The organism is Zwartia hollandica (assembly GCF_019923725.1).
GTDB lineage: Bacteria > Pseudomonadota > Gammaproteobacteria > Burkholderiales > Burkholderiaceae_B > Zwartia > Zwartia hollandica.
The window spans coordinates 197,048-218,534 of sequence record NZ_JAHXRI010000007.1; the positions used below are offsets into that span (position 1 = coordinate 197,048).

A 21,487-nucleotide genomic window follows, 5' to 3' on the forward strand; every position below is an offset into this window, starting at 1 on the left:
AGCACCCCTTATCGAGATGCTGATTCAGACTTCGACAATTAAGCGCCTGCCTTAAAAAACTTATTCCAATACTCAAGAACCTGCGTTTTTTCAGAGACCAAAGACTTGGAGTCGTAGGGTAGTACACGCTTGATTTCGCTATCGCTAAAACTGACTCGCGCCTTAACATCGGCCGGCAAGTCTGCATTACGAACTGTAGGCGCATAACCCATCGCTTTAGCAAATTCAACCTGCCCTTTCGGATCCATCATTGCGTTCAAAAATTTCCAAGCACCTGGCTTGTTGCGCGAGTTCTTAGGCACCGCACCCTCAAAAGTCACGGCAACAGCACCCTCTTTGGGCACAACAAAACCCAGAGGTAGACCAGCGTCCTGCCACTGTAATGCGCGCGCCTTCCACATACAGGTCATCCAAATCTCACCCGACTTGAGCGCAGCAGCCACCGCTTCGTTGGAGGGGAAGACCTTAGGATCATTCTTCTTGATGTTTGCCAACATATCCATACCCGCTTTGAATGTCGACATATTGCCGCCATTCGCTAAGCCTACGAACAGCGTATTGGCCACATGCAAAATATCCGAAAAGCCAACACGACCGCGATACTTCGGGTCAGTCGCTGCAGCAAACGAGTCCGGAGGTGTCGGAATTTTTTCCTTGTTGTAGACCAACACCATCGCACTAAAGATATGGGGGATCGAGTATGGCGTGCGGAACTGCTCGTACGTATTCGCAAAATTAGGCGTGTTAGCTACGCTGACGGCTTCAAACGGATCGACCAGTGACAGGTCGTACATGTCAACATCTTGCAATAAAGCAACATCCATCGAACCACGACGAGACTTTGTTTCTGCGCGAATTTTTGTTGCACGTGCCACCGCGTTACCCGTATCAAACACCACCGGCGCACCAGCTAGGGGATTCACAATCTTCTGAAGCAGGTTTTGGTAGTCTCCACCCCACGTGCCGACAATAACGTTTGCGTCCTGCGCAAAGGCCTCGCGACCAAAGATCGGCAGTGCAGAAGCCAACAGCAGTCCAGAGGACGATTTTAAAAACGTACGTCGTTTAAAGGTCGTTGCTTGCATAAAAACTCCTTGAAGACAAAGAAATTTGACTGGAATGGCCCAACCGCGATGATGCCACACCGGCCATCGGATACAGCTTAACTGCTGACTGCGCAAAATGCTCGGAAATTTCGGCGGCACTGAGATCGCGAGTAATGACGATAATCACATCAGGACGATTTTTTTGCGTCAACATTCGACGTGGCATGCCATAGGTAGTACCTACCCCTTGAATGAGAATCGGCTCTTCGCAGTCCGTTACCGTCACCAGCGCTTTAACACGCAACAGCTTTTCACCCGCCAAACCTGCAAGGTCATCCAACCACCAAGACAAGTTTTCCCAGGAGATGCCAGGAGCTGCCTCACCGCACAGCACATGTATGCGATGGTGCTCAAACCCTGACCCTGAATAGCTCAAATTAGCCGCAGCCACTTCAGCAATGGGGAGAGTGTTTTCGTTAGCCGGGGCGAATGCTGCATCAACTAATGCAGCCCGCTCACGTCCAAATAAGATTTCGGCCAGCGGATTGATCGCCTGTGCTTGTCGTACGCGCTCAGCGAGTGTCGCATCATCGACTAGATCAATCTTTGTAAGCACAATTTTTTGTGCTGCCGCAAGTTGAGCAGCCGCATCTTCAAACTGCTCGGTACGTAGCCCGCCCGATTGCGCATCGAGCGTAGAGATTACCGAGACGCGTAACCCACGGCTCGACAGCTCGGGATCTGCTAAAGACGCCAAAATGGGCCCCGGACGAGACAATCCACTGGTCTCCAGGATGACACGACGCAGGGCAGGAGCACCCACTGGACGGGGAGCATCTAGCAGATCCGCGACCGTCGTCACTAGACTGCTACGCAAGGAACAACAAACGCATCCGTTAGCAAGCATGCGTAAATCCAGCGCTTCCTGATCTTCGGCGACCAAGACACCATCAATGCCAATCTCACCCGCTTCATTGACAATGACAGCGGTGTCACGCAGCTGCGTTTGACGCAAAAACTCTGACAGCAATGTTGTCTTTCCGCTGCCTAGAAAGCCACACAGAACAACGAGTTCAACGGGCTGGTGGTCTGTCATCTTCGCTACCTACCCAGCTCTGATTCACGATATCCCGCACTTCAGCTAATAATTGCTCGGTGTCGTACACCACACCAGCGCGGATCGTATAACGCAACGAACGTTTCCATTCTGCCTTCGATGTTTCGTCATTCAGGCGTATGGCCCCGGTACCATACATGAGTTTGAAATCTTCCAAAGGATTCAGATCGTGAACAAGCAAATCGGCACGTTTACCAACATCGATAGAGCCGGTATCATCTTCCAGACCTAATAGCTCGGCACCAAGCGATGTTGCGGCACGCAACACTTCAAGAGGATGGAAGCCAGCTTCTTGAAGCAACTCCAGCTCACGGATTAGTCCAAAACCATAGATTTGATAGATAAAGCCTGAATCGCTACCTGCGCAGACACGTCCACCAAGGTTCTTGTATTCGTTTACAAACTGCATCCACAACTGATAGTTCTGCTTCCACTCGACTTCATTCGTCGTACTCCAACGATACCAGTACGCACCATGGCCACCGCGCTGGGGCTGGAAGTACTTCCAGATTGTTTTGACCGTGTAATCGCCATGCCAGTCAGCCCTGCGTGCGCGCATTAGGTCTCGATTCGCGTCATAGATATTGAAAGTCGGCACGAACGTATGACCAACCTCGAGAAACTGCTCAAGAACGTCATTCCACTTTCTACTACCGGGCTGAGCCGCCTGCATAAACATCTGACCGGACACGGAGAACCGGAAATATTCATCACCGTAGTTATAGTCCGCCGGGAAATTCTGAACAGTACGGTTTTCAAAGAGCGCCTCAGGAATGCCGTAATAATGCTCGGAGCTCGTCAGCCCCCATTTCGCGGAACTCAATGCGTTTACACGGGTGACGGCCATCTGCGCATGGTGGCAGCCACTACGCAGTCCCTGTTTACTTGCCTCATCAAGTGCTGCCTGCATGATGGTAGGTGGCGCACCAAAGAACTTGATGCCATCAGCACCTCGTGCTTTTACGCGCTTGACCCAGTCACGTGCTTGTTCAGGGGTAAATATCGTCTTAATACGCTCATTCACGGCAGGAAAATAAGCATGCAAACTCATTCGCGGCGCCGCGATTTGATTCGCCTCTGCGGCATCGCGCTGTTGCAGCATGTAATTCAAACCATTCATCGAGCCCATTTCGCGCACGGTTGTCACGCCGTGTGCGAGCCACAGCTTATACACATAGTCTGCCGTCGGCACCTCACCACTCATCGCGTGCCAAGGCGTACCCACGTGTGCATGGCAATCAATTAATCCAGGTGTGACAAACTTTCCATGACAATCGATTTCATGATCGCCCGCGGCGGGACGATTACCGGGGTTGATAGGTTTGAGTGGCGTACCCACGTTCTTTAGTTCGGTAATGCGACCGTTTTCAACAACGATATCAACCGGGCCTGATGGAGGCGCGCCAGTGCCATCGATGACTGTCGCACCACGCAGCACGAGCCGCTTAAAAGGGCCGACACCACTCGTGCGTCCTGTCGCAGGTACAGCTGGATGCATGCCCTTAGGCTCAAACATCAAACGAGGCTCTTCCCCGGCCAAAACATCCACAGCTTTAATATCTGCCATCACGACTCCACATGCAGTAAAAAACGATCCGCGTCCTAAAGACGATTCACATACACAACACCTTCTTTCATGACCAACGGAATGTGGTCCCCCTGCCCCAGCAGACAAGACACGTCGCGCAACGGATCACCCTCAACAATTAGGACATCTCCCAAGGCCCCTGGCGTCAGCCGTCCAAGTTTGCCCGTCATATTCAATACTTCCGCGGCGGTGGTCGTCGCGCTGCGTAACACCTCAGCGATCGGCAGGACCTCAGCGCGAATCCGGAATTCCTCGCTCTGCAACCGATGGGATGGGCCCAACAAATCACTTCCATAACCCATCTTGACTCCCGCGTTGCGGTAGATCTCAAGTGAGGCAAGACCCGCTGTGCGAACCTCGTCAATTTTTGCAACGCTATCGGCCGGCAGTCCGTATTGCGCACCCTCTTTGGCGAGTGCTTCGAAGGTAATTAAGGTGGGGACCACATAGGCGTTGTGTGCTTGCATGAGCTTAGCAGTCGCTTGGTCGACTAAATTGCCATGTTCGATCGTGCGCACGCCTAAGCGAACCGCACGCGCGATGGCCTCAGGCGTGTAGGAATGTGCCATAACATAGGTTTGACGCGCTTTCGCCTCGTGAACGATCGCTGCGATTTCCTCGTCGGAGTACCCCCAAGAGGCGATGGGATCGGTGGGCGATGCAACGCCACCTGACGCCATAATTTTGATCTGATCTGCACCCATCTGAAACTCTTGGCGGACTGCTTCCCGCAAAGCGTCAACACCATCCACAACTCGCCCGATATCACCAGCGCGAAAGCAACAACCGCAAAAACTCATCGGACGCAAATGGTCTGACCGAGGCCGAGGATCGCCATGCCCACCAGTTTGGCTTAGTGCACGGCCAGCGATAAAGAGACGTGGCCCATCGATCGTTCCCTCATTGATTGCGCACTTCAGGCCCCAGCCAGCACCAGCGGCATCGCGTACGGTGGTGAACCCACGCTGCAGCATGCCCTTGATAATGGGTACCGAGCGCATCATCACCAAAGCATCCGGCAATGCGCCCTGAGTACTCAAATTTAGCTGAGTCGCGGTCACATGCACATGCAAATCAATCAAGCCAGGCATGATTGTCTTGCCAGCCACATCGATCACTCGAGCCGTTTTGCTACTCAGCGGGTTATCCGACACCTCTTTGATCAACCCATTTTCAATCAAAATGTCGTGAGGCCCTAGCAGTGCATCATGCAGCGGATCGAGCAAATTTCCATTTTTGAAGAGAACAGTTTCTTGCATAGACACCTCAAAATTTCGTTAAGCAGGAACTTACGACGCCATTGTTCTGACGTACCTGCGATGGATCAACCAATTTGCACTCAACGCAATTAGCATGGTGGCAATCACCAGAATAAGTGCCATGCTCGAGCCAAAGGTCCAGTTAGACGCTTTGGCTATTTGGCCGTACAAAGAAGGCGCCATCATTGTGATTCCGCTCCCACCAAGCAAAACAGGGGTAGCGTAAGCATTCATGCACAAAATAAATACCAGCATCGTTCCCGCGGCAACACCGGGAGCTGCGATTGGCAGCACAACGCGCCAAAAGGTCGTAAACATGTTGGCACCGAGATTCTGTGCTGCCTCTTCTACGGCGAAATCGATTCCCTCCAATACACTCTGGAGCGTCAGTATCATGTACGGCAATACAACGGCTGTGGTGCCAATTACCACTGCCAGGGGTGTGTACAGCAACTTAATTGGTTGCGCGATCACACCGAGCCAGACCAGCAAGGCATTGACTGCGCCGGCATTACCAAGCACCACCATCCACCCCGCGGCTCGGACAACGTTGCCGACCATCAGGGGAAAGACCAGCAGAATAATTAACAGGCTCTTGTGCCGAGACTGTGTCTTAGCCAAAAAATACGCAACGGGAAAACCAAACAGAAGCGCAAGCAAGGTGCAGGTCGCAGCGACTTTTATCGTGTCAAAAAACACCCCACGGTAATACGAATCGCTAAAAAATTTTACGTAGTTTTCAAAGGTAAAACCTTCCCGCATGATGTGCACAGGATCATGAAAGTTAAAGCTATAACGAAACATCAAGACGATGGGCACCATGATGATGCAAAACACCACCAAAGAGGATGGGAAGGCCAAACAGGCGCCGAGTCGCGCTTGGCGAGCGCCCCCCTGGGGTACCGCGCTCACGCGCCCCCCTCCTCATTAAAGACCACACAATCAGACGCCTTAAAGTTCATGACCAACCCTCGTCCGGTCGTGAATGCATCAGCGGGAGACACTGTTGCCGTATTAGGCACTTGGCACGATAGGCGTTGCTGATTCGGACCGGCCAACACCACGTCGACGAAGGATCCTAAATATGCCGATGACTGTACCGTCACAGGTATATTGTTTCCGCTTGTGGCGACAGCCACCAATTCAACCCGCTCTGGCCGCACACCCACTCGCTTCGTGCTCTGAGTCACAGCATCCACGTTGAGCAGCAATCCGTCTGTAGTCTTAAACTGACCTGGCCCCACACACGTGCCGGAAAAAAAGTTCATTTTTCCAAGAAACTCGGCAACGAAAAAATTCTCAGGTTGCTCATACAGAACATCTGGGCGACCGACTTGCTGGACTTTGCCGTCATGCATGATCGCCATTCGATCCGATATTGCGAGAGCCTCTTCCTGGTCGTGGGTGACGAAGATGGTCGTCAAACCCAACCGTTGCTGCAACGCACGGATTTCCTCCCGCACCTCAAGTCGTAGCTTTGCATCCAAATTAGACAATGGCTCGTCAAGAAGAAACACTTTAGGCTCAATCGCTAGCGCACGCGCAATAGCCACCCGTTGTTGCTGTCCACCCGAGAGCTGACGTGGGTAACGATCTTTGTACTCGGTCATTCGCACCATATCAAGGGCCAACTCAATGCGACGATCTCGCTCATGGGCCGAGACCTTCCGCATTTCAAGTCCAAACGAAACGTTTTGCGCAACGGTCATGTGCGGAAAGAGCGCGTAGCGTTGAAACACCATCCCCGTATTGCGTTGATGAACAGGCAATGCAGTGACATCCGTGCCACCAATCAAAATTCGGCCTGCGGTCGGGTCAATAAATCCCGCAATCATGCGTAGCGTCGTCGTCTTTCCACAACCGCTCGGCCCTAAGAATGACACTAATTCGCCATCCGCAATTTCGAGAGAAAAGTCTGAGACGGCGACAGATTGCCCAAACTGCTTTTTAAGATGAATAAGAGAAACATTAGCCATATGAGATCACACCACTTGACTGAGTTTGACGAAACGGTCAGTCACCAACATGATGATACCGAGCAAAAGGATTTGAACCGACGATACCGCTGCGATAGTCGGGTCCAGATTGAATTCGAGATATTGCATGATCGCGATAGGTAGTGTGGTGCTCCCAGGTCCAACAAGGGACAGCGAGACCTCGAGATTTTCGAACGAAACGATAAAACTAAACAATGCAGCGGCTACGATTGCAGGACGTAGCATTGGCAGAGTGATGCGCCAGAAAGCAACACGTCCGTTCGCACCCAAATTGCGCGCGGCCTCCTCTATCGAGGGATCTAAGCCGTGCATGCTTGCAGAAACAAGCCGCACCGTCCAGGGAATAGTCAGACAAATATGTGCCAGCACCAACCCACCCAGAGTGCCTACGATATCGCGATCTAAAAAGTTTTCCGTCCTTAAATAAAACAAATAAATCGCTATTCCAGCAACAATTCCAGGCATCAATAACGGCGACAACAAAAGGGTATTCACATATTTTGCACCTCTGAAGCGATATCGAATCAAGCCTAGCGCCGCTACAACGCCCATCGAAACGCCAATCAGTGCCGAAACAATGGCCAACTGCAAACTGAACATAAACCCATTAACAAAAGACTGATTGTCCCAGGCATTCTTGTACCAGGACAACGTATACCCCGAGGGTGGAAAATAAAGAATCGAATCCTTGAAAAAGCTTAGCCAGATCACAAAGACTAAGGGGCACAACATAATTGCGTAAACCAAGAATACAAATGCCCGCAAAAGCCATTTGCCGAGGTGAAAACGTCTAATTGGAGCGATGCTTGCTAACACTCAATACACTCTTAGTAACTAATTCAATGGATGCTAGGGGTTCGGTGGTCGTTACATTACCGGTATTTACCCTGAGCTTAAACCAGAATTTACCTAGTCGGGTTCGATTTTGCATCAGAGTCTAGAAAACAGAGTTGACCTGACTCAACCCTCGCGATACTTTATAGTTGCTAACTCGCAACCTCTTGTTCCAACTTCTTTTGGGTGTCCGCATCATGCATATCGAGCCAGGCGTAGTAGACGGCGCAAAAATACTTCTGAGCATCGGTACAGCTAGCGTGGCGTTTACGCTCACCGCCAAGGCTGCCATCGAAATGCTTCGATCTGATGGCCTTTCTGCACTCGTGACACGCTCGATCATTGCGACCTTTTTGGTATTTTGCTCTTTTGAAGTGCTCTGGCACCACCCGGTCGGGGTCTCGGAAGTGCACCTGATTATGGGAAGCACACTGTTTCTTTTGTTTGGCGCAGCACCAACCGCGCTTGGTCTCGCACTTGGTTTACTCATACAAGGTGTATTTTTCGCCCCGACTGATTTGCCACAGCTCGGTATGAATCTGACCTCCTTGCTGCTTCCGCTATTTGCGATGGGCGCTATTGCAAAGCGTGTCATCGCGCCGTCTACGCCGTATGTCGATCTGACGTATCGCCAAACCCTTAAACTGTCACTCGCATTTCAAGGTGGAGTCGTCGCCTGGGTGGCCTTCTGGTCGGTTTACGGCCAAGGCTTAAGTATCCCAACGATGGCCAGTATCCTTAGCTTTGGCAGCGCCTATGCTGGTGTGATTGTGTTGGAGTCGTGTCTTGACGTCTGCTTGCTAGCGGGCGCTAAACGGATCCGTCAGGTACAAGACGTAAATTTTTTTAATTCACGGCTGCTTAGCGCAAGGCCTAGGCTCGGTTAGTTTCTAGCCAAGGACGAGAGATATGCCTGAACTAACCGACGCAAGAAAAGCAGAAATCGCGCTAGAGGAAATTTATCGCGCAGAGATACAACCTATAAAAAAAATCGGTACGCTTGCTGCAGATGCCGACAGCGTTGGGCGCCGATTTATAAAGTTTTTCAATTCCAATCTTGGTATTTGGCTACTGTCTTCAGTTATCCTTTCCGGCATGGCTACATTTTTGCAGCGAGAGCATGCAAAGTCTGTTGCTAAGGCGGTAAATCGCCTACAAATCGAAAGCACAAAATTCAATGTGTCAGACAGGGTTGAGGAGTTACGCTTTTTTCTTAGAAACGCAAATACGAATGCAGAGTGCGCGAAGGCCTTAGAGACTCTTTTCAGGACGGGCTACCCTAACCCCGGCCATACGGGTGGGTCCTCAGTCTACAGTTTGGTCTATGCCATTTACCCCTTGCTTGCCAATCCGCACGACGAGGTCATCAAGGACGCCCTTGAAACCATTCGCAAAATGGAGCACAAGTATATGGAGCTCAAGGGGCTCGAGGCCGGCGCAAGCCCGCCTGCGAATACAAAAGAAGGCCTCTATGCGCAACTAGACCACCTACAAAGCTTGCAACTCGTGCCAGCAAAACTCAAGGACTAGCATGCCCTCGACAAAAGATGCGTGGCATCGTCTGAAGTGGCTCACCGCTCGCGTTGCTGCCTCCTTGCTAGCCATCAGTCTTTCATCATGCTCGTTACTCAGACCCGAATTTAGTGAGATGTCGGCAACGTATGGCGAAGTAGTCGAAAAGTATCAAGTCAATAATATCCTGGTCAATATTGTTCGCGCCTCCCAACAGCGCCCCTTGAGCTTTCTGGATATTCCGACAGTCATTGGCTCTGGATCCGTAACGGTTAGCGCCGCACTACTGTCTAAAGGTCTCGCCGACGGCGGGCTTGCCGCTGGTCTGTCTACCGGCAACTCTTTTAGCTTTACCCAAGCGTCTTTAGACAATTCATCATTTATGTCTGGATTTTTGAGTCAAATTCCAGTCGAAGCCGTCCATTACTTTTCAGCGGACCACATACCGAAAGAGATATTGCTGACGCTCGTGGTTGACTCCATCGAGATCATAGACACTAAGGGACGCAAAGAGATATTTCTAAATAACCCCACGCTACCAAATTACGCAGAGTTTCAGAAACACCTATATCACCTCATTCGATGGGACATTACGACGGAGCAAATCGAAGAGGAAGTCGCAATCGGCATACCGATGCGTCGTGAGGAAATTGAAAAAAGCATTACCCATAATCTAGCCGCCGTCAAAAATCTGAAACTGCGCGCCAAGAAGGTGTCGAGCCTAGATCAAAATCTGTATCAGCTAACGCAAGTCAAGAAAGTGACACGCTTGTGCATTAACAAAGATCGCTTTTCAAACTATCAATTGCCCGGTGTGAGTGGAGAGGCGCTATTTTGCAAGGGATCTCTGGCCAAACATATTGAAACCGACTCCTCAAGATTACCTGCGATCAAGCCACAAGATAATCAAAAGGAGTTGGTGATCCGCTTACGCTCAACTAGAAACATTTTTGATTTTCTTGGACAACTGCTAAGAGTGCAGACACAGGAGCCACCCTATTATGTTTCGGTCCCTCCTATTTCCAAATTTTCCGAACTAAATACGAGTCAGCCGAACCCCTACTCATTACTTATCATCCAGAAAAATTCTACAACTCAACAGCCGTTATACCAGGCTACCGCGGATGGAGAGCGCTATTCAATCCCAAAAACACATGCGGGATACTCTGGGATTGTTATTGACTTGCTGTCTCAGTTCATTACGTTGAATAAGATTCCCGGCAGCATCCCCGCATCACCGTCTGTGCTGGTTCGCTAAAAAGTATTAACTGCCTTCTGAGCCATGACGGTATCTAAACGCACCTAAGTGCCAACAACGTCCAAGCGCTCCGGTGCGAAGCGTAAGGTGAACGTACTTCCTTTCCCTAGCGTACTCACAATTTGTAACTGGGCATGATGCCTACTTGCAATGTGCTTGACGATGGCAAGCCCAAGGCCAGTCCCACCCGTGTCGCGTGAGCGGCTACCATCGACCCGATAAAATCTCTCGGTCAAGCGTGCGATGTGCGCTGCATCAATACCTGGTCCGGTGTCAGTCACGGCGAACTCACCGTAACCGTCCTCTGCCACCGACCACTTCACTTGAATAGAGCCGCCTTCGGGCGTGTAGCGAATCGCGTTCGATATGAGATTACTAAAAGCAGACTGCAACTCACGCTGCTCTCCCATCAACGCATGCGCTGACTCTACCGAAAAATCAATACGATGTTTACCTTTAGAAAGCGCCTCGGCGTCAGAGCGCAATGCGCCCATTTCCGCCATCACACTAAAAGGCGTGGAGGGTGCGACCTTAGAATTTGCCTCAAGCTTTGCAAGCGTCAATAAATCTTCAACAAGATTTTTCATTCGACGCGATTGTGTCATCATCAAATCTAAATATCGACTTTGCTGATCCGGAGCCAATTCAATCGATTGCATGGTTTCCAAAAAACCAATCAACACCGTAAGCGGCGTGCGTATCTCGTGCGAGACGTTTGCTACAAAGTCTCGACGCATTGCTTCCGTACGCTGCAGTTCGGTAATATCTTGCGCTAACAACAAGGACTGGTCATCCGCAAAGGGAAATACCTGCACCACTACTGTGAGGCTTGCCGCGACACCCAGGCGTTCAATCACAATGGGATTATCAAAATCTCCGGCATTCAGATAACCCACAAACTCCGGATTACGCACAAGATGTGCGATGCTCTGATTTGCATCCCTTTTAAAATCTAAACCAAAAAAACGCTCGGCACTGGCATTACACCATTCAACCTGGTTCTTCTCATCAAGCATGATGACACCGTTTGGCGATGCCTGAAACCCTTGAATGAACCGATCGTGTTGTTGTTCGATTGCTTGGATCCGTGCTCGCAGTTCTGTCAACATGCGCTGACGCTGCGTAAACACCTCACCCCACAGACCAACAGCGAGTAACGACGAATCGTCGGCTGTAGCAGTGTTTTTCTGCAACCGTTGTAAGTTGTAGTAGGAATATAGCAAGGGGATAATCAGCGGCACTACACCGAAGAGATAAGTACCCCACACACCCATCACTTCGTACCCCAATATCGCCAAAGCGAGTGAGGTAAGTACGATTAGCATGAAACGCCCTGCGGCTGCCGACATCAATCAAAAAGCTCCGAGCGACTGTATCTAAGACTTATCACCGTCCGCATTTGGGCTCGGTGTTCTCGTGGCACGATAACCGACTCCTCGCACGGTTTCAATGTAGGCATCACATTTCGCGACGGCGAGCGCGACTCTTAATCTGCGAATATGTACATCGACAGTTCGCTCTTCGATGAATACCTCATTGCCCCACACCTGATCTAACAGTTGAGCCCGGGAATGCACCCGCTCTGGAGCGCTCATTAAGAACTGTAGTAAACGAAACTCGGTAGGTCCAACCACGATTTCGCGACGAGTAGCATTAGGCCACTCGGCTGTAACGCGATGTGTGACCGGGTCTAACCGCATCGCGCCAAGTACCATCAATTCATCTTGGGATGGCGCCCGACTATGGCGACGCAGAAGCGCCTTGACGCGCGCCATGAGCTCCTTCGTTGAGAAGGGCTTGGTCATGTAGTCATCCGCTCCGGAATCCAGACCCAGCACCTTGTCTGCCTCCTCGCTCTTTGCGGTGAGCATCAAAATAGGAACCATTGCCGTAGCTTCGTTGGCTCGCAACTCTTTCGCAAACTGAACGCCTGACTTTCCAGGAAGCATCCAATCAAGAATGATTAGATCTGGCATGGTCTGACGTATCAACTGGGTCGCCTCATCGGCCTGAAAAGCGCGATCGACAACATACGCGCCGTGAAGTAGATTGATCGCAATCAGTTCAGATATTGAGGGCTCGTCTTCAACAATCAGAATACGTTGACTCATGATCCAATCCCTATTCCGTCGCGCGTTGCATTAACTCTTTCTTGGGAGTGTGTCTGAGATCATCACCACCCACGACATAAATAACGAACTCCGCAATGTTCTTTGCATGATCACCAATGCGCTCGACAGACTTCGCGATGGTTAGAATATCCAAGCCAGTCGCAATGGTGTGCGGATCTTCAGCAAGATAGGACGTCAGCTTACGCACAAAGGCACGAAACTCTTCGTCAATCTGTTTATCATCCAGAACGATCGCGGCAGCTGCCGCAGCGTCTTGCCTTGCAAAGGCATCTAGGCTTTGACGCAGCTGTTTAAGGGCCATTTGTCCCGAGATGATTATCTCTGCAACGTTGATATTGTTCTCAACACCTTTGCGGATAATCTTTCTCGTGCGTTTCGCAACCTTCTCGGCTTCGTCGCCCGCACGCTCTAGGTTTGTATTGGCTTTGGAGATCGCCATAATCAGACGCAGATCGCGTGCAGTGGGCTGCCGCTTTGCAATAATCTCAGTGCAGCCCGAGTCAATTTCGATCTCTTTTGCGTTGATGATTTTTTCTCGAGCGATCACAGCCTCGCAACGCTCCAGATCCATTTCGGTAAACGCAGCCATCGCCTCTTGCGTCTGCGACTCTACGAGCCCACCCATTTCAAGCAAGCTACTACAAAGAGCGTTCAACTCAAGGTCGAACTGCGACGAGATGTGTTTATCAGGCATATTAATTCCTATAGACCAGCTTAATCGGTAGACGATACAACATCATATCTACACTAAGGCGCTACCTTAACTAGCAAATATTTCATTTTGATTACGACCCCGCCAGGCACGGCGGGGCCGATCCTCTCTACAGTCCGATTAAACCACCATCGTCCCGAGTGATGACGATCGTCGCAGATCGCGGACGGCCCGGCTTTCCATAGCCCATATTCCCCGGCCAACTGCTTTCCAGTTTAAACCCCTCCGCGACCCCTAATGCGGGCGTTTTCTCCCCAGGATGTTGGATATTCACAAACAGCGTCTTGCCGTCCGGCGTCTCTGTCACGCCAGTTACCTCGGCGCCCTTGGGCGCCACCAAAAACCGCTTCAAACGCCCCTCGCCGAGAACCGCACCCACAAAGGTCTCCTGAGTCCCGGTTTGCTCGACACCGGCGATCGTGAGCTTGTTCTCGATCGTGCGCTTACCTCCGTCCCCGACTTTACCGGGAATGGCGGCGAGCATCATGCAATTCGTCTCATCCGTCATCGCACCATCGTCAGTTTGGATCCAGCAAATTCCAGTTGCCTTACTGAACCAAAGGCCGTCGGGCGAAGAGAAGTCATTCGCGGCAGTCAACCCAGATAGATTCGCGGGTCCAGCATCATCTTCGGCACCAAACAGAAAGATATCCCAAGCGAAGTTGGCCGCAGTGGATAGCCCACCGTCTTCGCGAAAACGAATGATATGACCATTGGGATTACCCATTGACTTACGGCCATCCGGATCCGCGTAACTGCGTGGATTAACAGCATTGACTTTTGCCGGTGTGCGGTGTGTCACGTTGTTATTTGTTAGAGCAAAATATATTTCTCCATTCACATGATTCACAGCCCCCCACTCGGGGCGATCCATTGGCGTGGCGCCCACCGCGTCAGCAGCCAAACGGGCGTTGACCCACACGTCCGCCTGATTAGCGAAACGATAGGTTGCAAAATTTGCGATCGCTGGGTTTTTAAACGTCAGTTCCAACCAGCGCCCTGTGCCATCGGCATCAAATCGCGCGACATACAAAGCGCCCTCGTTTAAGTATTTATCGCCGGCTGCCAACCCTCCACCAACATCCTTCGGATCCCAAAGTTCCTTACTCACGAACTTGTAAATATATTCGTTGACTGAATCGCAACCCATATAGAAAGCCAAAGGCTTGCCTGCCACCGGAATGCCGCAAACAGCAGCTTCATGGGCGAAGCGCCCCATGGTGACGCGCTTGACCGGTGTAGAGCGGGGATTGAGCGGATCAATTTCTACGTTGTAGCCAAAGGTATAGGCTTCATTACGGAAATCGGCCGTTGGCTCAGCGGCCAAGACGGCAAGATTCCATCGAGAAAAACGGCTGTCGGAGCTCGATACGGTATGCCAACCTTGGCTAGAGGCCCGAGGAGCCTTTGGATCTAAGGGCGCAGAAGCAACGCCGTAGCGCTTAAGCGAAGCCACGTGATTGACGTCGCCAGGATTCGCACCAGGAGCGATCTGAAAATACCGTGCCCAGTTTTCCTCACATGCCAGGTAAGTCCCCCAGGGGGTCATCCCGTGTCCGCAATTGTTGAGTGTGCCCCGCGAGGTCGCACCAGTGGCATCAAAGGCCGTGCGCATCATTTTTTGGATATCGGCTAGTTGGTCGCGGGGGCCCGCAATCCGCATCGGCGTCTCTGGCGTGATACGACGATTCAATGTCGAGTCAATTTTATAAGAAAACTCTCTGCCGGTCTGCTGCAATTCAACCACTGACACGCCATGCAAGTTAATTTCTTTCAACACCTCGAGCTCAGGACGCACGCCTAAGTCCCAAAAACCAAACTGATCAAACTTTTTGCGAGACTGCCCATTTGAAGTCTGTCCCTCAGGGTGCAGGAAATGAGAGTCAGCCGAACTCTCGTGATTGACGCAAAGCACCGCTCTAGACGTCGCGGTCGTTGAATAGCGTCCAGCATCGTCGATGTAATAGAGTTCCATCCCGTCATGATGATCACCGATGCGATGAGACCAGTCGTCCTTTTCCAAGCCGGCGTTTGTGTACGCGGGAACGGTAGTATCAATCGGATCACCTGCTGCATGCAGAATACTAAAGCTATAACCAGGAGGTAGCACCACCTGGTCAAACACACTTTTTGCAACTGACGGAAAGGTAAGAGAGGATGGTAACGCTTGGGGAACGGCCCTAGAAGCATGCGCTAGACCAGGCAACGCAGCAAGCGTCGCCAAACCGAGTCCGCCTTTAATGATATTTCGGCGACCACGATTTTGTACCGCCAAGGACAACACGTCCTGAAAACTAGCATTACCGGAAAGATTTACATTTTGGTCATCTAAATCATGTGACATAGCAGCTCCCTTTTGAAGCCACGATTGCAGCAAAATCACATGACAACTGAATGACAAATATAACCACAACATACAAGGATATGAATCACAAATATTTCATCAAATCGTCACTTTTTTGAAATATCTCTTTCGCACAATGACGGGCATCTCAGGAGACTGTCTAGATGCTTGAACTTGTACACAACGCCCCAAGTTTTATCAATCCTCCGAGCACGTCAACAACCCGCAGTGGCTTGGTGGTCGGTCTCGCTCAAACCACTCAAGAACTAGACCTCATCCAGCGATTACGTTACGACACTTTTAAAAGCGAGTATGGCGCTGAATTCAACCCCAATACTCCCGGATTAGATAGCGATGCGTTTGATCGCTGGTGCGAGCACTTGATGGTGAGGGATCTGGAAACAGATGAAGTCGTCGGAACCTACCGTGTACTCACTCCACAAAATGCGTCACGGGCCGGTGGTTACTATTCCGAATCCGAATTTGATCTCTCTGGCCTAGGGGATCTCCGCCTCGAGCTTGTCGAGTTTGGACGAGCTTGCATACATGAATCCTACAGGCAAGGCGGAGCGCTCATGATGCTCTGGTCCGGCTTAGCTGAAATTTTGAAGAGAGGCAACCATCAATATGTATTTGGTTGCGCGAGTGTGAGCTTGCGCGATGACGGCGTAACGGCTGCAAAAGTCTGGCGTGACGTACGCGATGCAGTCATACAACCCGATACTCTGCGTGTCACGCCGCACAACCGCTACCCCGTTGAACGTCTCGACAGCTCCCTTCCTGCCAAAGCGCCAGCCTTGCTGGCCGGCTACCAAAAGCTTGGCGCGCAGATCTGTGGCCAGCCAGCCTGGGATCCAGATTTCAATACCGCAGACTTTCCCATGCTCTTATCTATCTCCAACATGGGCGCGAGGTATCGGCGTCACTTTGGCTTCGAAAAATAACCCTCGGCAAACAGACTCACAAAGACCGCCCGTGCCCTGAATCGCCAATCTGTTGAGGCAGCGCAGGGTTCTGTTTGTGATTCACATTATTCCATCGAATAATTAGCGTCATAAGTGCTGCAACCATCACGCCAAATGCGACGATGATGACGTTAATCGGTATCTCTAACCAGAGCATGACTGTATAAAGAGACACCATTGCCAGAATGTTAAGTTGCTCGTTAAAATTCTGGACAGCGATTGAGTGTCCCGCCGACAGCAACACATGCCCTCGATGCTGCAACAACGCGTTCATCGGCACCACAAAATAGCCAGATAATCCGCCAATTAACAGCAATAAGGCATACACAGACAGCGTTGACTGCACAAGAGGCATCGCCAGTACAACTAGCCCCATACCGACGCCAACCGGCAGCACCGAGAGGGATCGCTGAATAGTGACCTTGGAGGCTGCAATCGCACCGAATATAGTGCCAAGTGCTGCAACACCCATCAAAATGCTCGCTTGATCTAGGCGGTAGTTAAGCTGAACCCGTCCCCATTCAATCACCACGAGCTGCAATGTCGCGCCGGCTCCCCAAAATAGCGTTGTGACCGCCAACGATATCTGCCCGAGCTTGTCACGCCACAACACCGATACGTACCGAAAAAAAACACGGTTTAAGGTCATAAGGTTGTTCGACTGCCGAGGATAGCGCACGCCCGTATCGGGAATGCGAAAATTCAACCACGCAGCGATTGCATAGAGAAATGCGATCACAACAATTGCGGCCTCTGCTGGCGTTGTGGCAAGCGCCCCAATGGCTGGCTGTAAAAGGAGCCAGGAAGCAACGGTGGGCGATACCAATAGACCACCTAATACGGCTCCAAGAATGATGGAGAGGACCGTCATTCCTTCTATCCAACTGTTACCTTTGACAAGGTCTTCCGGCGCAAGCATCTCAGTAATAATGCCGTACTTCGCTGGGGAGTACGCCGCTGCACCGACACCGACAATTGCAAAAGCCGCGCAGACTAAAGCGATCTGACCCTCGCCACTTAAGTGGAATGCACTATGAAAATACATCAGGACACAACCACACACTTTGAGCGAGTTTGTCCACAACATGACCCGTCCTTTGGGATAGGTGTCTGCAAATGCACCGACGTAAGCGGCCAGAACAACATAGCCGACGGCGACCCACCACTTCATAATAGATGCCATCCAGTCTGGGCCTGAAAGCTGTTGAATCAGTGCAATCGCTGCAATAAAAAGCGCATTGTCCGCGAGGGCGGAAAACGTTTGTGCCCCAATGACGTAATAAAAACCGCGGGTCATCAGAGCCCTCCTTGAGCGGACATGGCGCCGTTGTGGTGCGCTATACCCTCTTGCGGCATGTTCATTAACGGCTGCCCCATGCGTAGTCGTGCACCAGACATAATCCCAGGGCTCAGCGAGAAACCCTTTGGCGCAAATACGATGATCGTTGAGCCATGCTCAAACCAGCCGAGCTCTTGTCCCTTCTCGAACCTATGCTCACACAGCATTGTCGTCTCGCCCTGATAGCTCGCACCGAAGATCGTATCGAGCGCATGCAAACGAATACTCGCCACCAGAATCGCCGCGACGGGAACGAGTGCGACGGCATACTCCCCAGCTCCGACGTTCATAGCGAGCATGGCTCGCTCATTTTTACAAAAGAGCTTCTCTACACGTTTAAGTGCGATCGGATTGACGTTCCAGGTATCCCCTGACATGTAGACCACTCGACGCAACACGCCATCGTGAGGGGCATGAAAACGGTGATACATGGCAGAGGTCAGTCTCAAGGTTACATAGCAACCATCCCTCCACGCGCTAACGTCCTCTGATCGACCAAAGAGCTCTTCTATCGCGTAAGGGAATCCCTTAGCCTGAAATACCTGACCATCAACCACGTAGCCGCATTCACCGACAATTGCATCACAGGGGCTGACGAATACCTCTGGATTCCGGTCAATGACTCGCGCACCGTCTCGAAGCTCTCGGGTGAAGCACTCGTGAAGACTATCAAACTGTTGCTTTTTTGCGTCGGACAAATCCAGGTCGGTAAATACACGCCAGACCGAGATCGACAGCCTGGAGACCCACCGATTACGCAGCTTGCTGAACCACCCCATAAAGTGCGTAACGGCTTTGCGTGGGATCCGGTTCGTCAGAAGGAAGTTGATATCCTCGTTCAAGACAATGTTTCTAACTTGTTTACTAAAAGTCATCATTTAGTCATCCAATTTTCATAAAAAGGAGCTTTTACGGTGAGGCTCCATGAACGAATATCCTCTAGATACATTACAAATTGCGCAGTACGTTCTCATACTCGTCGCGCTCTGGGTGATCGCCAAAAAACTTTGGCAACGACTTCAACTGTCTCTTGCGAAATCTCCCTCTCTCGGAGGACATCTGCGATGGGCAAAACGCATCACTCGTTTGATACCCGGCTATTCCTACAACCGAGATAAATGGCTTGCCTGTGATAACGCGCCACCAGAGGTCGTAGCGCGTCGCTCGACTGCGCTGATTGCACTCAGCAACAACCTCAAGAACCACTCGCCCCAAACCCTCGCGCACACTGTGCAAGTCAAACCGATGATCTCGGATCTTCAGTTGATCAGCCAATACCGCGTTCCCTTTCAGTTTCGATCCTTCCTCCAAGAGCATCTCGTGCTGGGTAGCTTTTGGAGTGAAAGCCAAGGGGTGCATCTGACCGATCTTGATGGCAATGCATTCATCGACGTTACCGGGTCCTATGGCGTCAATCTTTTCGGTCAAGACTTTTACAAGTCGTGCATCGACGAGGGTATTGCCATGGTCAGAGACCTGGGGCCCGTGCTGGGCTCGTATCATCCCTGCGTGCTCGATAACGTAGAGCGTCTGTGCAAAATAGCCGACAAGGACGAAGTCTCCTTTCATATGTCTGGGACCGAAGCCGTCATGCAGGCCGTGCGAGTCGCACGCTACAGCACCGGAAAAACCAAACTGGTGCGCTTCACCTCTGCCTACCACGGCTGGTGGGATGATGTACAGCCTGGACCTGGCAACCCGATGCCACCCTCGCCCCACACCCTGACACTTCATGAGATGCATGCCAACACCTTGCGAGTACTGCGCAACAGAAAGGATATCGCTTGCGTGCTGGTGAATCCGATCCAGGCGATGCATCCGAATCAGAGTGCACCCACTGATTCGACTTTGCTGAGTGGTAGTCGCCGCGCCCACTTTGACCGAGTCGCCTATACGACATGGCTTCACGAGTTGCGAAGCGTATGCACCGAGCGTGGGATTGTCCTGATTCTGGACGAGGTGTTTCTTGGCTTTAGGCTTGCACACGGAGGTGCGCAAGAGTACTTCGATATAAAAGCAGACCTTGTGACCTACGGTAAGACGCTGGGAGGAGGCCTTCCGATTGGCGTCGTGTGTGGCTCGCATGCACTGATGAAGCGATACAAAGAGGCGAGACCTGCAGACCTTTGTTTTGCCCGAGGCACATTCAACGCAAACCCCTACGTGATGGGAGCGATGAATGCTTTTCTCCATCGCATCGAAACCGAGCCCGTGCGTAAGTTGTATGAACGTTTGAATGACACATGGAGCGCGAGGGCGATCCAACTCAACACGCAACTTTCTGAAGCGAATCTGCCCGTTCGGGTCGAAGCAATGTCTACTGTGTGGACCGTTCTCTATCACTGCCCGAGTCGGTATAACTGGATGCTCCAGTTCTACCTTAGGCAAGAGGGCATCGCGCTGAGCTGGGTCGGTACAGGAAGAATGATTTTTAGTTTGAACTTTAGCGACGATGATTTTGAATCTTTCGCTATGCGCTTTGTGCGGGCCGCTCAGAAAATGCATAAAGACGCTTGGTGGTGGACACCGGATGGGCAAACAAATCAGACCATCCAGCGTCAACTATTGAGGGAACTGATTACACACAGACTCTCACCGAACTGATTGCTTACTTGGAGTGCTGGATGTGGGGCATCGGGTCAATCAGCTCGCCGCGCAGCAGATATATCGGCGAGCGGTAATACAGTTTGATGTCATGAAACGGATCCGTAATGATCTTGATCGCCCAGGCGAAGGCGGCTTGGGCGCTATCAATGATGCACAACTGTCCCACACGAAACACTAGCCCTGCGACTCCAAGCATCAACCAAGACATCCCAACAAGTCGCAAAAACGTATCTTCATAAGCCTGTGGCACCATCCAAGTCACGTACTGCGGCGCAAAGTACGCGACAACCGGAATCATCGCCCAAATAGCAAGCAACACAATCTTGCGGTGCAAGTTGTAACCAACCTTGATCTCTTCCTTATGCGCATGCGTCGCTTGGTTTACATGATCATAACCCTTGGGTTCAAAGAAAAAGTGCCCTGACTGTCGTGTCGTCATAGCGATCAACCACGCAACAAAGGAGGCCGCGACCGGATTGATAAACAACAAGACATAGGAGACCAAAAATGAAATCGCACTGACAAAGTGAAGACTTTGATTGATACGACTATGGTGGTAATAGCGATGGTCATCCCATCTCTGTACGCTTAACGTTTTCAGAAGCTCTTTCATCTTTGATCCTTTGTTCAAAATTGTGTGATCAGAGTCATTGATCTAGTGAGCGGATTATTTCAGATGACGGCTACGGAATGATGAATATTGTGTGACAGTGATATTAAGTTTTCATGTCAGAAGGAATGTTTCCTGTCATCGAATCGTTATATTGATTCAGTACA

The 21,487-nt window shown here is 51.1% G+C and carries 19 protein-coding genes; 5 read left to right on the forward strand and 14 right to left on the reverse strand.

Annotated features, from left to right (window positions below; genetic code table 11):
* Positions 1 to 38: 38 nt before the first annotated feature.
* From KZZ10_RS09025 to KZZ10_RS09055, 7 genes are read right to left on the reverse strand one after another with little or no spacing between them, the layout of a single operon-like run.
* Positions 39 to 1,085, reverse strand: coding sequence for an extracellular solute-binding protein (locus KZZ10_RS09025; RefSeq protein ID WP_259661190.1), 1,047 nt, complete (start codon positions 1,083 to 1,085; stop codon positions 39 to 41).
* Positions 1,066 to 2,142, reverse strand: coding sequence for a CobW family GTP-binding protein (locus KZZ10_RS09030; protein WP_259661191.1), 1,077 nt, complete (start codon positions 2,140 to 2,142; stop codon positions 1,066 to 1,068). The genes KZZ10_RS09025 and KZZ10_RS09030 overlap by 20 nt, the downstream gene beginning before the upstream one ends.
* Positions 2,120 to 3,730 carry an amidohydrolase family protein gene (locus KZZ10_RS09035; protein WP_259661192.1) on the reverse strand — a complete coding sequence of 537 codons (1,611 nt, stop codon included), beginning with the start codon at positions 3,728 to 3,730 and terminating at the stop codon, positions 2,120 to 2,122. Before KZZ10_RS09035 ends, KZZ10_RS09030 begins: the two co-directional genes overlap by 23 nt.
* Positions 3,731 to 3,765: 35 nt before the next feature.
* Positions 3,766 to 5,010 carry a metal-dependent hydrolase family protein gene (locus tag KZZ10_RS09040; protein WP_259661193.1) on the reverse strand — a complete coding sequence of 415 codons (1,245 nt, stop codon included), beginning with the start codon at positions 5,008 to 5,010 and terminating at the stop codon, positions 3,766 to 3,768.
* A gap of 30 nt (positions 5,011 to 5,040) precedes the next feature.
* Positions 5,041 to 5,922 (reverse strand): ABC transporter permease, encoded by an 882-nt coding sequence (locus KZZ10_RS09045; protein ID WP_259661194.1) that lies wholly within the window; start codon positions 5,920 to 5,922, stop codon positions 5,041 to 5,043.
* Positions 5,919 to 6,986, reverse strand: coding sequence for an ABC transporter ATP-binding protein (locus KZZ10_RS09050; RefSeq protein ID WP_259661195.1), 1,068 nt, complete (start codon positions 6,984 to 6,986; stop codon positions 5,919 to 5,921). The genes KZZ10_RS09045 and KZZ10_RS09050 overlap by 4 nt, the downstream gene beginning before the upstream one ends.
* 6 nt (positions 6,987 to 6,992) lie before the next feature.
* Positions 6,993 to 7,658: an ABC transporter permease gene (locus tag KZZ10_RS09055; protein WP_259661196.1), complete on the reverse strand. Its 666-nt coding sequence runs from the start codon at positions 7,656 to 7,658 to the stop codon at positions 6,993 to 6,995.
* Positions 7,659 to 8,008: 350 nt separating this feature from the next.
* Here KZZ10_RS09055 and KZZ10_RS09060 point away from each other — a divergent pair, with 350 nt between their 5' ends.
* The 3 genes from KZZ10_RS09060 to KZZ10_RS09070 are packed head-to-tail and all read left to right on the forward strand — an operon-like array spanning position 8,009 to position 10,611.
* The gene (locus KZZ10_RS09060; RefSeq protein ID WP_311133551.1) at positions 8,009 to 8,728 is read left to right on the forward strand and encodes an energy-coupling factor ABC transporter permease; all 720 of its coding nucleotides are present in this window, start codon (positions 8,009 to 8,011) and stop codon (positions 8,726 to 8,728) included.
* 22 nt (positions 8,729 to 8,750) lie between these two features.
* Complete coding sequence (locus tag KZZ10_RS09065; protein WP_259661197.1) at positions 8,751 to 9,371, forward strand: hypothetical protein; 621 nt, start codon at positions 8,751 to 8,753, stop codon at positions 9,369 to 9,371.
* Position 9,372: 1 nt separating this feature from the next.
* On the forward strand, positions 9,373 to 10,611 hold the full coding sequence (locus tag KZZ10_RS09070) for a hypothetical protein (RefSeq protein WP_259661198.1): 1,239 nt from the start codon (positions 9,373 to 9,375) through the stop codon (positions 10,609 to 10,611).
* Between the two features lie 44 nt (positions 10,612 to 10,655).
* On the opposite strand, the gene phoR is transcribed toward KZZ10_RS09070, so the two are convergent.
* The 4 genes from phoR to KZZ10_RS09090 all read right to left on the reverse strand — a co-directional run bounded on the left by phoR (position 10,656) and on the right by KZZ10_RS09090 (position 15,799).
* Positions 10,656 to 11,960, reverse strand: coding sequence for a phosphate regulon sensor histidine kinase PhoR (phoR, locus tag KZZ10_RS09075; RefSeq protein ID WP_259661199.1), 1,305 nt, complete (start codon positions 11,958 to 11,960; stop codon positions 10,656 to 10,658).
* 27 nt (positions 11,961 to 11,987) lie between these two features.
* Positions 11,988 to 12,722, reverse strand: coding sequence for a phosphate regulon transcriptional regulator PhoB (phoB, locus tag KZZ10_RS09080; protein WP_259661200.1), 735 nt, complete (start codon positions 12,720 to 12,722; stop codon positions 11,988 to 11,990).
* Positions 12,723 to 12,732: 10 nt separating this feature from the next.
* Positions 12,733 to 13,437 (reverse strand): phosphate signaling complex protein PhoU, encoded by a 705-nt coding sequence (phoU, locus tag KZZ10_RS09085; protein ID WP_259661201.1) that lies wholly within the window; start codon positions 13,435 to 13,437, stop codon positions 12,733 to 12,735.
* 127 nt (positions 13,438 to 13,564) lie between these two features.
* Positions 13,565 to 15,799: a PhoX family protein gene (locus KZZ10_RS09090; RefSeq protein ID WP_259661202.1), complete on the reverse strand. Its 2,235-nt coding sequence runs from the start codon at positions 15,797 to 15,799 to the stop codon at positions 13,565 to 13,567.
* 164 nt (positions 15,800 to 15,963) lie between these two features.
* Between KZZ10_RS09090 and KZZ10_RS09095 the strand changes: the two genes are divergently transcribed.
* Entirely contained in the window at positions 15,964 to 16,743 is a 780-nt protein-coding gene (locus KZZ10_RS09095) for a GNAT family N-acetyltransferase (protein WP_259661203.1), read from the forward strand.
* Positions 16,744 to 16,759: 16 nt separating this feature from the next.
* Here the strand turns inward: KZZ10_RS09095 and lplT are convergent, their stop codons facing one another.
* Together lplT and asd are read right to left on the reverse strand one after the other, a co-directional pair.
* Complete coding sequence (lplT, locus tag KZZ10_RS09100) at positions 16,760 to 18,061, reverse strand: lysophospholipid transporter LplT (RefSeq protein ID WP_259661204.1); 1,302 nt, start codon at positions 18,059 to 18,061, stop codon at positions 16,760 to 16,762.
* Entirely contained in the window at positions 18,061 to 18,981 is a 921-nt protein-coding gene (gene asd, locus KZZ10_RS09105; protein ID WP_259661205.1) for an archaetidylserine decarboxylase, read from the reverse strand. Before asd ends, lplT begins: the two co-directional genes overlap by 1 nt.
* 46 nt (positions 18,982 to 19,027) lie before the next feature.
* Between asd and KZZ10_RS09110 the strand changes: the two genes are divergently transcribed.
* Entirely contained in the window at positions 19,028 to 20,707 is a 1,680-nt protein-coding gene (locus tag KZZ10_RS09110; protein WP_259661206.1) for an aminotransferase class III-fold pyridoxal phosphate-dependent enzyme, read from the forward strand.
* Positions 20,708 to 20,711: 4 nt separating this feature from the next.
* Here KZZ10_RS09110 and KZZ10_RS09115 read toward each other — a convergent pair whose 3' ends face one another.
* A complete protein-coding gene (locus tag KZZ10_RS09115) occupies positions 20,712 to 21,323 on the reverse strand; it encodes a hypothetical protein (RefSeq protein ID WP_259661207.1) in 612 nt (203 codons plus the stop codon).
* Positions 21,324 to 21,487: the final 164 nt, after the last annotated feature.